Origin of the sequence: Kordia sp. (genome assembly GCF_045105435.1) — a bacterium.
Classification (GTDB): Bacteria; Bacteroidota; Bacteroidia; order Flavobacteriales; family Flavobacteriaceae; genus Kordia.
In genome coordinates, this window is sequence record NZ_JBGCDL010000227.1 from 1 (window position 1) to 13499 (window position 13499).

The window sequence follows — 13499 nt, forward strand, 5'->3', positions numbered from 1 at the left end:
TCTGACGTCGCTTTAGTCGGCGGTGGCAGTTATCCGCAACCCGGAGAAATCTCGTTAGCACATAATGGCGTGTTGTTTTTGGATGAATTGCCAGAATTCAAACGAAGTGTCTTAGAAGTCATGCGACAACCGTTGGAAGACAGAGAAGTCACAATTTCGCGTGCACGATTTACCATAACCTATCCAAGTAGTTTTATGTTGGTAGCAAGTATGAATCCGAGTCCAAGCGGTTTTTTCAACGATCCTAATTCACCAATGAGTGCTTCTCCAATGGAAATGCATCGCTACATGGGGAAAATTTCGGGACCTTTATTAGATCGAATTGATATTCATATCGAAGTCACGCCAGTTCCTTTCGAAAAATTATCGGAAGAACGAAAAGGAGAAACAAGTGCAGAAATTCGCGAGCGTGTCATCAAAGCGAGAGAAGTACAAACAGAACGTTTCAAACACTCGGAAATCTTACATTACAATGCACAAATGAGTACAAAACAAATTCGGAAGCATTGTAAACTAGACAAAGAAGCGTTGAGTTTGCTCAAAAATGCGATGGAACGTTTAAATCTATCCGCAAGAGCGTATGACAGAATCTTAAAAGTAGCGAGAACTATTGCCGATTTAGAAGTACAAAAGAACATTTTACCAAACCATATTGCAGAAGCAATTCAATACAGAAGTTTGGATAGAGAAGGTTGGTTGGGGTAATTTTCAAGTGTAAATTGTTGAAAATAATATAATCTAAGAAAGATTATACTTTATTTTTTAGTAAATAAACTATATATTAGAGGAGAACTAACCATAAAAAATACTACCATGTCCTCTATATTATTTAAAGATATACAAAAAAATCTTGTAACTGAAACAACTAAAAGAACGATGGATATCGATCATACCAATTCTTCTGTAGGTCCTTTAGTACACATTGAAAAAAATACAGGAGTTATTCATATTACTGCTTATTTCTTAGACAGAGTTTTAGATACTGATATTTATATTCCTGAATGTGTTACGGTTGACGAAAAAGATGGAAAAAGCAGTATAAAAATTAATATAAAAAATACTTCTAGCTTACTAAAAAATGAGCCTAACGAAGATCTATTAAACCGAAAGCATTGGGAATTAAGATTAGAACCAAAAGACGAAGATAAAATTCCTTTATTAGAATTACATGAAATTCAAGTCGAAATTGACTTTAATGAAAAGTCTGGTTTAGAAAAACCAATAACAGCATTTAAAGCTTTGACAGAAATTAAAAATGTTGTAGCAAATATTAACGAAGAAGAAACCAATGAAAAAATAAATAAAATAAAAGAAATACTAAAAAAAATACATACTGTTGGTGAGCCAAGACGTGGAACGAAATTTATCCCACCAAAATAAAATGCCAAAAGTTTTAAAGAATGTAATTTTTTTATGAGAAACACAGATAAACTTTTTTTTTACACATTATTTTTATTGGGAATTCACGCTACGTTAGGACAAAATTCATATACTGATCAATGGTTTGCTAATAATTGTCAATATTGTAAAAAAACAAGTTACTTAGACAAAAAAAGTAGTTTAGCTACCGATGCATGGCATAATGCTCACACAAGTTTTGCCAATACTAAATTCAAAGAAGCAAAAAGGTATATACTCACAGATAACAAAACGAACGATACATTAAAAACATTACTAGAAAAGCATATTTTAATACAGCTTGGTGTCGAAAATGATGCAAAACAATTTTTTCATACCATTGGCAGTACTCAAAATAAAAGTATAAAACAATTTGTATACAAAAGTTTAGGTAAGTTGTATTTTAATGAGCAAAAATATGATTCAGCAATAATTTATTATGACAAATCACTAAAAATTCCTATAACTCAATCGCATTACTTTACATGTGAAATACTTGAAAATAAAGCATATATACATTTAAAAAATGGAGCGTTTGAAACTGCAGATTCGCTATCTAAAAAAATACTGAGGCTTTACAAACAGCACCAAGATTCAATTCAAATAGCCAGAAACTACTCAAACCTAGGAAATCTGTATTTTGAGCAATACAAAGATAAACTCGCCAAAAAGTATTTTGATTCTGCATATACATATTCCAAATCATTAAAAGATTTAGAATTAAAAAGTAACATTGCTTATAATTTATACATGATTCTTGAAGTTTCAAAAAAACATGAAGCTGCCATAAAGTATTACAAAGAGCACAAAGCACTCAATGATTCACTCCAAAAACAAAATGCAATTTGGGAAGTTGCACAAGAAAAAGAAGCCTTCAATATTGCGCAAAAACAAACCGAATTAGACCTTAAAACAGCAGAACGAAACACCTTTATTGCAATTTCAGCGGGAATCCTTCTATTATTCGTAATCGGATTTATTTTCTACAGAAAACTCATCGCGCAAAACAAAAAAATCAAAAAACTAAATCGTGAATTAAATGAAACAAACACAGTAAAAAATCAGTTGTTTACTATCATTGCACACGATTTGCGAAGTCCAGTTGCACGTTTAAAACAGTTATTTCAATTGCGAGCGCTCAAGAAAAATTCAGAAGGCATTTCGTCCGATAAAAATGTGACGCAAATTATTGATGCACTCAGTTTATTGTTAGATAATTTATTGAATTGGTCGCTGAGTCAATCTGACTTACTTTCGGTTCAAAAAGAATGGTTTCCATTGTGGCAAATTATTCGTCAAATAGAACTACAATACCAATCGTTAATTGAAGAAAAAGGCATTCAATTCACTACAAATATTGAAAAATCAGTTTTAGTTTATGGCGACATGGAAATTTTTAAAATTGTCATTCGAAACTGTTTGGACAACGCAATTAAATTCACGCCAAAAAACGGGAAAATTACTATTTCTGGAACAACTGAAAACGAATCGTTCATTGTATTTATTACAGATTCAGGTATTGGAATTCCAGAAAAAATACTCAAAAGTATCTTCGAAATCAAATCAAACAAAGCACAAAAAGATACGACAGGAAGAAAAAGTTCTGGCTTAGGACTCATGCTTACCAAATCAATGATTCAACTTAACGGCGGAACCATTAAAATTCAACCAAACCCAACAGGCGGAACCATTGTCAACATTTCATTACCTTACAAAAACGCAGCATAAACGACCATGGAAAAACTAAACATATTCATTTTAGAAGACGATTCAACTGAAGTAGAAATGTTAAAAATCATCCTTTCAGACGAATATAATATCAGCGGAATTGCCACAAACTATGAAGAAGCTGTGAAAATATTCAATCAAAAAACGCCAGATATTGCAATTCTTGACATATTTATGAATGGTGAACGTGAAGGCATTCGATTCGCAGAATACATACAAAACACGCGCCCAATTCCAATCTTATTCTTGACAAATTCAAAAGATAAAATTTCATTCTCTCAAGCAAAAAAACAAAATCCATATAATTACTTATTAAAACCTGTTGATCCGTATTCGTTGAAATTTTCAATAGAATTGGCTTTTGAAAAATACGCCAATCAAGTTGGACAATTATCGACTAAAGAGGAAGCGACTTTACAATTAGACAATAAATTGCTTGTAAAAAAGGGAAATACGCTCATAAAAGTTGTGGTAAGTGACATCTATTACATTGAATCAGACGATAAATATTGTTTCATTCATACGAAAGATGCGCGTTTTCTAGTTCAAAAATCGCTCAAAAGTTTTTCAGAAACATTGCCTGACAATTTTGTGTCATTACACAGAAAATATGTTGTAAATACAGATAAAATCTTATCAGTTATGCCAACAGATTACACGCTAACACTCAAAAATAATAGCGTTTTACCAGTAAGTCAGCGTCACAGAAAACAATTATTAGACATCTTCACAATCATAAAATAAAACTCTTTTATAGCTTCTTTTAGAATACAAATTTGGGCGTAACCTCCAAAAAAAAATGGAGGTCGGGCTTTCGCGAGTCGCTCTTTTCATTGCATTTCAAGGAGCTCCAACAATCGCTCAATCCCTTACGCGATTTCAAAGTTCAGTTTGTACTAGCAACCAGCAACTAGCAACCAAAACCCATCACTCCAAAAAAAACATCATTCACGGAACAAATATCTTCACTCACGAAAAAATCAGCATCTTCGCTTATTTCACAACTACTTTTACCATGTAAAGCAGCAAAATAATATCACTTTTTGTGCATTACATGGCGAAATCCGAAAAGCCTAAAATAGAGTAGGAGAACCAATTAAAATTAACCATTATGTCAAATTCAGTACCAAATGTATTCCTATTAAATCTTCTGATAGGGGAAAGTATGGCAGGCGCAATTACTTGTAGAATGAACCTAGGAGTTTCTCCACAAACAAAAACAGTGCAAGGACGTTCTGTAGTTTTTCAAGCTGTTAATCCTCCATTACACGTAGAATCTGCTGTGACAGGAACATACAATTACCTGTGTACAAATACAAGTTGTCATATCATGATTATTGTCAACGGATATACCGAAAATGAAAAAGGTAGTCTAAAGAATTTTGAAGCTAGAATCTTATTAGAAGACAACTGGGAAACAGGAACTGCCAATTATTCATTTCTAAGAGATGGAGAATGGGTTACAATGTCCAATCAAGTCGTAAGAGCTATGCCAAATAATGAAATCAATGACTTAGGAAAATTAGCAGAAGCAGCGAATCACTAAAAGGCATTCAATAAGCAACATTACTAGCATTGTACAACTTTCTGTGTTAGTAATGTTGTTGTAAAACTCCTCTCAATTTAATAATTAACCAAAAGCTAAAATCGTGAATAAAACAGAAACAGCACAACAAAGAAAAGCAAGAATCATACACAGTCTATCATTTGCCAGTAATTCTGCATTTGGAGTCGTTTTCCCTAACGAAGATACCTATGGAGAATCACATAGAAAACTACAAACTTTTGTAAAGAAAGTGTCAAATGAAGTATTATCAAACTCAAACACTCAAAAGTACATTGGAGACGATTGGGAAACCGTCTGGGGACCAGTTGTGTACTCGCATGACCAAAACTCTTCGTATGCAGTGGCAGACAATACGATGGGCGTATATTATTCAAAAACTAAAAAACTATTTGTAATCGCAATTGCAGGAACGAACTCTATTTCAAGTTTTGGTTGGATGAAAGAAGATTTTCATGTAAATAAAACCGCTGTTTGGAAAGACATCTCCGGGAAAGGTATGGGAGATATCTCGCAAGGAACAGCTACAGGATTAGACGTTTTGGTACATAAAATGCAAGATGGAAATGCAGATCTTTTGTCGACTTTACATAAATTTATTCTCGATAAAGAAATAACTAGTGCAGAAGTTGCAGTAACTGGACATAGTTTAGGAGGCGCGCTTTCTCCTGCGTTAGCCTTATATCTTTCAGATAAAAAGAAAGAATGGTGTGGAAATGCAACAATACAAATGTCAACCTACCCGACAGCAGGACCAACCATTGGAATTTATCCAACTAAAAATAAATTTAAAGAAACGAATAACTTTATAAAGTATTACAACGACCAAATTAATAATGGGAATATTATATATGAATCAGTTATAAATGATTTAGATATTGTGCCGTTAGCTTGGAATAAAGATGACATCGCTAAGATTCCTAACATTTATAAGAAATATAAAATAAAGGACGCAAGTTTTGGAACAATGGCATTAATCGCTGTTTTTAATACATGCAAAAAAGGAACCTTAAAGCAATATATGTATAAGCACATAAAGGCAGAAACTGTTTCAGGTACATTCAATGAAGAAATAGAAGAACTACTGCCAAAGGTATTTAAAACATTACAACCAGGTAGTATTTTAGCAAATAATTACATACCAAAACCTTTACAAGCTTACATTTCTAACTTGGAAAATTTAATTAGGTATTTTCTTCAAGCAGCTTATCAACATACAACTGCCTATGATAAATTATTAAAAATTGAGGCTTTTATGGAGCAATATTACAACGTTAAAAAAACAGTAAAAGCCGAAGAAATAGAAAACTTTGAAACTACAGATCAAAAAGTATTAATGCTCGCAGGTGACGCGCTAGGTATAAATCTAAATGATTTATCTAATGTAAATTAATAACAGATATGAAAATCTAACATATTTAGTTTTCAAAATATCCAACATCAACTCATAATTGATGTTGGATATTTTTTTATCTAAAAGAAATAAAGCTGCTTATTTATTCATCACAAAAACGTGAATTTCGTCACAAAAGAGGGTAAAACCGTAATCAGGGCAAATAACAATTTTGTAATTTTAAATTGATTTTTTAATTACAAAACCAGTGACAATAACGAAACTAACATATTACTTTCAGCAAAAACATCAACTCATAGACAATCAAAATTATTATTTTAAACTGGCTGTGGTTGTTGGAATTGTACTCACCATTTTCGTATACATCTTTGATCCGTATGACAATTACTTAGCCATTCCAAAATTTGAACTTCCCATAAAAATCATTCAATTAGGTTACGGAGTCAACACAACACTTGTCATTTATGCCTTGTATTGGTTACTCTTTAAAAAACTTCAATTTGCCAACGGCAATCGTATCTGGAAAACTTATCATCATTGGTTATTACTAGTTGCAATATTGAGTATTGCAGGTTTTATTGGAACCGTTTATCATAGATTTATGATGGATGTCGGCGTAGTCGATACAACTTATTACATGCTCGTAACAATTCCGAGATCAATCATGATTGCAATACCTTTATTCATCATCACGGTTCTTCTTGATCGATTATACGCAACACAACAACATTCAGTAACAGCTATAAAATCAGTTGTTGACACCGATGAACTTGTAGTTTTAGACAAAAAAATCATCTTAAAATCGCCTACAGTCAATCAATGTATCGAAGTAATGCCCTCAAAAATAGAATACATTAAAGCTTCAGGGAACTACGTAGAAATCTATTCTACAGGAGATAAAAAAGCGCAATTATTACGTGCTTCATTACGCTTTATAGCGGAACGTATAAAACCGTACAATTTTCTTGTAAAATGTCATAGACAATACTATGTAAACATTCAAAAGGTGCAACATCATAAAGGAAACTCGCAACGCATTTTACTTACTTTAAAAACAACAAAAGATGAAATTCCTGTTAGTAAAAGCTGTGTAAAAATGATTCTTTCTCACCTAAGAAAAGAAATAAAATAGCAAGGAACATTCGTCACAAAGTGATATTTATTGGTCACAATTATTTTTAATAATCTGAAAAACAGGCTAATATTGATAGTGTACTCAAACCTTATTTAGTTTTCGTATTAAATTATAACTCAATCTTAAAATATTATGAAAAAAAAAATGACAAAGCTTAAATTAAATAAAAATGTTATTTCTAATCTTGATAAAATTTCTGGAGGTAACGCAGAAGCTGCAGCCGCAGGAAGTAGATATGGATCAGCATGTCAAGATCCTTGTAACACAGTGCAGAAAAGTTGCGTGGCAATTGTCTGTTTAACTCAATTTGACTATGGATTTCCTTGTTCATGGATTGTTTGTGCTACACCAAAATAACACGCAATTTAATACCTAAAAAACATTTTTTATGCCTAAAATTCCGATTGTAAAAATATGTAATTACACAATAATAATTATGATCTAGTGAGCCTTAAAAGCTCACTTTTCTTTTTGTAACTACCTTTTATTAGTACTTCTTGATGTAAACTTAAATGAACAATCTATACCAAAACTACACGTATTTATAAGTCAGTTAGACAGCGATTTACACTTCATACGATTTTAAAATTCAGATACTATTAAGTACTAATAAATTCAGCTAATCATTCAACACAAAAAGCATTCATTCATCACATTTTTTTTTAAATACTTGAAATAGATGTTAATATTGAAGTAACAATAACAACATAAAATCATTAAATTAAAGAACCAATCAATAACTATTAAAATTTCAGAATTATGAAAAAAAGGAACATTAATAAGCTTACCTTGAATAAGAAAAGTATTTCTCGATTAAATGCATCTTTCGTTGTTGGAGGAGTAGAAGCAGGAGCCGTAGCAGCAAAATTGACATACAATAGAATACTATGTTTTACGAATACGAGTAGAATATGTCCGTCAGAAGAATATTGTCATACTTCTCAGGGAGCTACAGCTTGTGTAGGACTAATTTCTGCTTGCAATGATTGCCCAGATCCAATAGGAATATAATTAACTAAATAATCAAACAAATGAAAAAAAAGAATCTAAAAAAACTATCACTAAACAAAGATGCAGTTTCTAACTTAGAAAATGTAAAAGGAGGAGTGGGAGCACCAGCAAGCCCAGGAGGACCAGTTGCAGTTGGATGTAGTAGACCTAACCAATGCAGTGTTAAGCGTACATGCTCAATTTCATTTTATGCATCAGATTGTTGGTTATTCTAATTACAAACAATAGAAAATCTTAACAAAGTGAGCCTCAAGGTTCACTTTGTGTTTTAAAATGAAAATGACATAAAAACAGAACAATAATTAACTGAACAAATACAAAAATAAAAAAAAGAACTTAAGTAAACTATCATTAAAGAAATCTGCAGTTTCTAGTTTGGATAAAGTAAACGGAGGATTGCAAACTGTACCTATTCGACCAACTAATAACGTACAATGTCGTAGTAGTGTAAGATGGGCATCTAACGTCTCATGTTATATATGCTAAATCCAACATAACATTTATAAAAGCGAGCTTTGGCTAGTCATTGTCGGAAGATTTTTTCTTCCAACAATGACTAACTTTGACTCGCTTTTTTGTTTTTAGTAATAAATAGTTATTAATAATTTTTGGTGTCCTAATTCTAAATAAAATATCATCAGTAGTAAACAAACAACTATTCTTTTAAGGCTTTCCATTTTTTGATAATAGCTTCTTCTCGCATTAAAATAGACTTTGGATCCGTCATAAACTCTTTTCTACGTTCTTCACTTACAGCATCAGACTTCCACCAAGCAAGCGTATCTTTTATAGAATCTTTTAGAGTTCTGAAGCTAAGTCCGTTTCGTAGTGCTTTTTGATTGTTTATTTTTGCAGAGCCAATATGACTTGGTGATGACATAATCCACGGAACAATATAGTAGATGTTATTTTTTTTAAGAAACTCATAATCGTCAATCATAACCAAAGAACTTTCAACAGGAAAGGTTTTTTTAGCTTCCGAGATAAACGCATGCATATTTTGCGCTTCCTTTGGACCAACGGCATTATATGTTCCAGCCTTTTTTTCTTCTGCTAAGCGAATCATCCATTCGGCAACATCTCTCACATCTACATATTGCACGGCATCTTCTTTTTTTCCAGGTACCATAATCTCTCCACCTTTTTCAAGACGAACTGGCCAATGTATAAAACGATTTGTTCTATCGGAAGGTCCAATCATATACGTTGGTCGCACCACAATAGTACGATCTTTACCAAACTGTTCAATTGCTGCTAGTTCGGAATTAGCTTTCATTACGCCATAATCATACTCTAGCTTTTCTTCTTCTTTACAATCTTCTGGAACAGATAAAACGACTTTAGAATCTTCTTTAAATGCACTATTCACATACGGATAATACACTCCTGTAGAAGACGTATAAAGATATACATCACAATTATCTTTCAATAATGCCGCAGATCGTTTTGTCCATTCGACTTTACGTCCAGAATTATCAATCACAACATCCCATTTTCGATTCTCTAACGCTTTTAAATCATTCGCTCGATCACCTATTAACTGTTCTACTTTAGCAAAAACATCTTTATAAATAGACGGTTTGGTTTTTCCTCTGGTAAAAATTGATACGGAATGACCTCTATTAACAGCATACGCAACTTGATGCGGTCCCAAAAAGCTAGTACCACCAAGAATAAGTATTTTTAATTTTTTGGATGAATTTACTTCTGTAATGCTCTTTTCAGACGATTTAGAAATACAACTATATAGAACAGTACTAGAAAATGGTAAAAAAACGCCCGCTTTCAAAGCAGTTTCCAAAAATTTTCTTCTCGATGTTTTGTGGCTCATATCAATTATCGTTTTACGTTTTTAAAAATACTATTAAATTTTCAAATCGCACAAAACACAATCAAAATGAAACCGATCTAACAAGTCTAAAAGTAACACATATCTAAGATTTCTAAAGAGTAAAGCATATCTGCGAAGTCTAACAAAATCTAAAAACCCATCCAAGTCTAAACAGAAATATGTATCTTGAAACTCCAATCAAAATACCTTCAACATTGAAAAAAATTAGCTACTTTCTAATGCTTTGTATCTTCATACAATGTCAGCCGAAAGCGAAAACAGAAAAATCAACTCAAACAACAACCAAAAAAAGTGAAACCGTGAATGTTTCCAGTAAAATTGCAAAGCTTTCCTTAGCTGAGGCCAATCGTTTAGCAGCATTGCCATTGCATTGTATGCAAGAAGAATATCCAAACAAACTCAATCAAACCATCGGTAGCGGCGAAGATTTACAATCGCCAAAAGCATTACATCCAGCATTTTACGGCTGTTTTGACTGGCATTCTTCCGTACACGGACATTGGTCGTTAGTGACACTATTAAAGCAATTTCCAAACTTGGAAAACAGTGCCGAAATCAGAAAAAAGTTAGCTGAAAATATATCCAAAGAAAACATAGAAATCGAAATTCTATACTTCAAAGGAAAATACAACAAATCGTTTGAACGCACGTATGGTTGGGCTTGGTTGTTAAAACTCGCAGAAGAATTACATACCTGGGACGATCCGTTAGCACGCGAATTAGAAACCAATCTGAAACCATTAACTGATATTATAGTACAAGGATATTTGAACTTTTTGCCAAAATTAAATTACCCAATCAGAGTTGGAGAACACACAAATACTGCTTTCGGACTCACATTTGCGTACGATTATGCCAAAACCTTGGAAAACACGACGCTAAAAACGATAATAGAACAAAGAGCGAAAGACTTTTATATGACCGATGAAAACTGTCCAATATCTTGGGAACCAAGCGGATTTGACTTTTTATCGCCATGTCTGGAAGAAGCCGATATCATGCGAAGAGTATTAGGGAAAGAAGAATTCAAAACGTGGTTGCAGGCGTTCTTACCACAATTGGCAGACAAAAATTTTCAACTTGCGCAAGGAAAAGTGTCCGACAGAACTGATGGAAAACTTGTACACTTAGATGGTGTCAATTTCAGTAGAGCTTGGTGTCTGTACGGAATCGTCAACGAATTTCCAGAATATGCACACCTAAAAAATGTTGCAAACCAACACATAAACTATTCTTTGCCAAGTATTGTTGACGACAATTACGAAGGTACACATTGGTTAGGATCTTTTGCAATTTATGCATTAAACACAGCAGCCAATGTTCAAATGGATTAAAAATATAGGGCCAGGAACGCTTGTTGCGGCAGCGTTTATCGGACCAGGAACAGTAACGATGTGTACCAAAGCTGGTGTGCAATTCGGTTACAGCTTACTTTGGGCAATGTTGCTCTCTATTATTGCAACAATTGTATTGCAGGAAATGGCAGCACGCACAGGAATCATTACGCAAAAAGGCTTGGCGCAAGTAATTAAAGAACAAATAGAAAGTCCGTTGTTACGAAACGTAGCAATCTTCCTAATTCTTGGTGCAATTGTCATTGGAAACGCCGCGTATGAAGCTGGAAATATAAGTGGCGCTACATTGGGAATGCAAGTTTTTGGAAAAGACACAGCTGCATTCTATCCAATTTTGATCGGAATTATCGCCTTTACAGTACTATTCATAGGGAACTACAAAATACTTGAACGCAGTTTAGTAGCACTTGTATTGATAATGAGTATTTCATTCTTAATCACGGCGATTTTAACAAAACCAGACATTATTGCCATACTAAAAGGAACATTTACACCATCATTTCCAGAAAACAGTAGTTTAATTATTATTGGACTCATTGGAACAACGGTAGTTCCGTACAATCTCTTTCTACATGCATCTTTAGTCAAAGAAAAGTGGAAAACAAAAGATGATTTGTCAAGTGCTAGAAAAGATACAATTATCTCTATTATTTTAGGCGGAATTGTTTCTATGGCAATCATTGTAGCAGCAACAGCAACTACTGGCGGAAACATTGACAATGCACTTGATTTAGCAAAAGGATTAGAACCATTATACGGCGAATACGCTAAATATCTGCTAGGAATTGGCTTATTTGCTGCAGGAATTACATCAGCAATAACTGCGCCTTTAGCAGCTGCGTATGTGGCAAAAAGTTGTTTTGGTTGGAACGCTTCCTTAAAAGACAACCGTTTTAGAACAGTTTGGGCAATCATTCTAGTGCTAGGCGTTGTATTTTCATCGTTAGAGTTTAAACCTTTAGAAGTCATCACGTTTGCGCAAATTGCGAACGGATTGTTATTACCAATTGTCGCTATCTTTTTAGTGTGGATTGTAAACAAAGCCAATGTTTTAGGGAAATACAAGAACACGCTATTTCAAAACATACTGGCAATATGTATCATTCTAATTACTATAATTTTAGGAGTCAAAGGAATTTATACGGTTTTTAATTAGTGGCTTTTGAAGTTGAAAAGTTTAAATTATGAAAAGATCGAATCAATGACTAATTGAAGTTTATGATTTTATAAGTTGAGAGTTTAAACTATAAAACAACCTAATTGACAAATTGACAAAAAACGAATCAACAACTAATTGAAGTTTAAAAATTGAGTAAAAACAAAAAAGCAAAGCGACCCAAAACCCAAAATCTAATACCCAAATGATACATATCAATTGTGATGTCGGAGAAGGTGTACACAATGAGGAAATCCTTATGCCGTACCTAAACGCGTGTAATATTGCGTGTGGTGGACATGCAGGAGATGTAGAAACCATGCATGAAGTAGTTGCATTGGCAAAAAAGTATCAAGTAGAAATTGGCGCGCATCCTTCGTATCCTGATCGGGAAAATTTTGGACGTATTTCTGTAGATATGGCTTCCGCCGAATTCATTAAAACGATACAGCAACAAATCACAAATCTAGAAGAAATAGCCGCTTTACATGCTACAAAAATTACACATATAAAACCACATGGAGCATTGTACAATGATGTTGCAAAAAGCGAAGAAAAAGCACAACTTTTTTTAAAGGCAATTTCAAAATATAAAGATAAATATAAGCTCTACATTCCATATAATTCTGTGGTTGAAACGATCGCTTTGCAACAAAATTTCAAGGTCATGTATGAAGCGTTTGCAGATCGAAATTACAATGACGACTTAACACTCGTTTCGCGTAAAAAAGACAATGCTGTTTTAACCAAAATAGGGGAGATTATTCCACATGTTTCTACACTTAAAAATGAACAAAAAGTACTGACAATTTCAAAACAAAAACGTATCTTGAAATCAGATACATTTTGTGTGCATTCTGATACGGTATCTGCAATTGAAATTGTACAACAATTACACACACATTTTAATGCTGAAAGCGAAGTTGAACACGCTAAATTTCCTAAC

At 33.2% G+C, this 13499-nt stretch carries 14 protein-coding genes; 13 read left to right on the forward strand and 1 reads right to left on the reverse strand.

Annotated elements, in window-relative coordinates:
- From AB8B65_RS11770 to AB8B65_RS11815, 10 genes are all read left to right on the forward strand, one after another.
- Positions 1-705 (forward strand): YifB family Mg chelatase-like AAA ATPase (locus tag AB8B65_RS11770; RefSeq protein WP_405301219.1); only part of this gene is annotated, 705 nt, incomplete at its 5' end.
- 108 nt (positions 706-813) lie between these two features.
- Positions 814-1380: a hypothetical protein gene (locus AB8B65_RS11775; RefSeq protein WP_405301220.1), complete on the forward strand. Its 567-nt coding sequence runs from the start codon at positions 814-816 to the stop codon at positions 1378-1380.
- Between the two features lie 33 nt (positions 1381-1413).
- Positions 1414-3126: an ATP-binding protein gene (locus tag AB8B65_RS11780; RefSeq protein WP_405301221.1), complete on the forward strand. Its 1713-nt coding sequence runs from the start codon at positions 1414-1416 to the stop codon at positions 3124-3126.
- Between the two features lie 6 nt (positions 3127-3132).
- Positions 3133-3870, forward strand: coding sequence for a LytR/AlgR family response regulator transcription factor (locus tag AB8B65_RS11785; protein ID WP_405301222.1), 738 nt, complete (start codon positions 3133-3135; stop codon positions 3868-3870).
- A gap of 367 nt (positions 3871-4237) precedes the next feature.
- Complete coding sequence (locus tag AB8B65_RS11790; protein WP_405301223.1) at positions 4238-4672, forward strand: DUF1842 domain-containing protein; 435 nt, start codon at positions 4238-4240, stop codon at positions 4670-4672.
- A gap of 103 nt (positions 4673-4775) precedes the next feature.
- Positions 4776-6083 carry a lipase family protein gene (locus AB8B65_RS11795; protein WP_405301225.1) on the forward strand — a complete coding sequence of 436 codons (1308 nt, stop codon included), beginning with the start codon at positions 4776-4778 and terminating at the stop codon, positions 6081-6083.
- Between the two features lie 208 nt (positions 6084-6291).
- Positions 6292-7176 (forward strand): LytTR family transcriptional regulator DNA-binding domain-containing protein, encoded by an 885-nt coding sequence (locus tag AB8B65_RS11800; RefSeq protein WP_405301226.1) that lies wholly within the window; start codon positions 6292-6294, stop codon positions 7174-7176.
- Between the two features lie 135 nt (positions 7177-7311).
- Positions 7312-7536, forward strand: coding sequence for a hypothetical protein (locus tag AB8B65_RS11805; RefSeq protein ID WP_405301228.1), 225 nt, complete (start codon positions 7312-7314; stop codon positions 7534-7536).
- A gap of 402 nt (positions 7537-7938) precedes the next feature.
- Positions 7939-8190 carry a hypothetical protein gene (locus AB8B65_RS11810; RefSeq protein WP_405301229.1) on the forward strand — a complete coding sequence of 84 codons (252 nt, stop codon included), beginning with the start codon at positions 7939-7941 and terminating at the stop codon, positions 8188-8190.
- 20 nt (positions 8191-8210) lie between these two features.
- Positions 8211-8405 carry a hypothetical protein gene (locus AB8B65_RS11815; RefSeq protein ID WP_405301230.1) on the forward strand — a complete coding sequence of 65 codons (195 nt, stop codon included), beginning with the start codon at positions 8211-8213 and terminating at the stop codon, positions 8403-8405.
- A gap of 440 nt (positions 8406-8845) precedes the next feature.
- Here AB8B65_RS11815 and AB8B65_RS11820 read toward each other — a convergent pair whose 3' ends face one another.
- Complete coding sequence (locus AB8B65_RS11820) at positions 8846-10021, reverse strand: NAD-dependent epimerase/dehydratase family protein (protein WP_405301231.1); 1176 nt, start codon at positions 10019-10021, stop codon at positions 8846-8848.
- A 239-nt stretch (positions 10022-10260) separates the two neighbouring features.
- Between AB8B65_RS11820 and AB8B65_RS11825 the strand changes: the two genes are divergently transcribed.
- The 3 genes from AB8B65_RS11825 to pxpA form a co-directional block, all read left to right on the forward strand.
- Complete coding sequence (locus AB8B65_RS11825; protein WP_405301232.1) at positions 10261-11376, forward strand: DUF2891 domain-containing protein; 1116 nt, start codon at positions 10261-10263, stop codon at positions 11374-11376.
- Positions 11360-12553, forward strand: a complete 1194-nt coding sequence (locus AB8B65_RS11830; protein ID WP_405301233.1) for an Nramp family divalent metal transporter — start codon at positions 11360-11362, stop codon at positions 12551-12553. Before AB8B65_RS11825 ends, AB8B65_RS11830 begins: the two co-directional genes overlap by 17 nt.
- A gap of 205 nt (positions 12554-12758) precedes the next feature.
- The coding region (gene pxpA / locus AB8B65_RS11835) for a 5-oxoprolinase subunit PxpA (protein WP_405301234.1) at positions 12759-13499 on the forward strand (741 nt) is incomplete at its 3' end.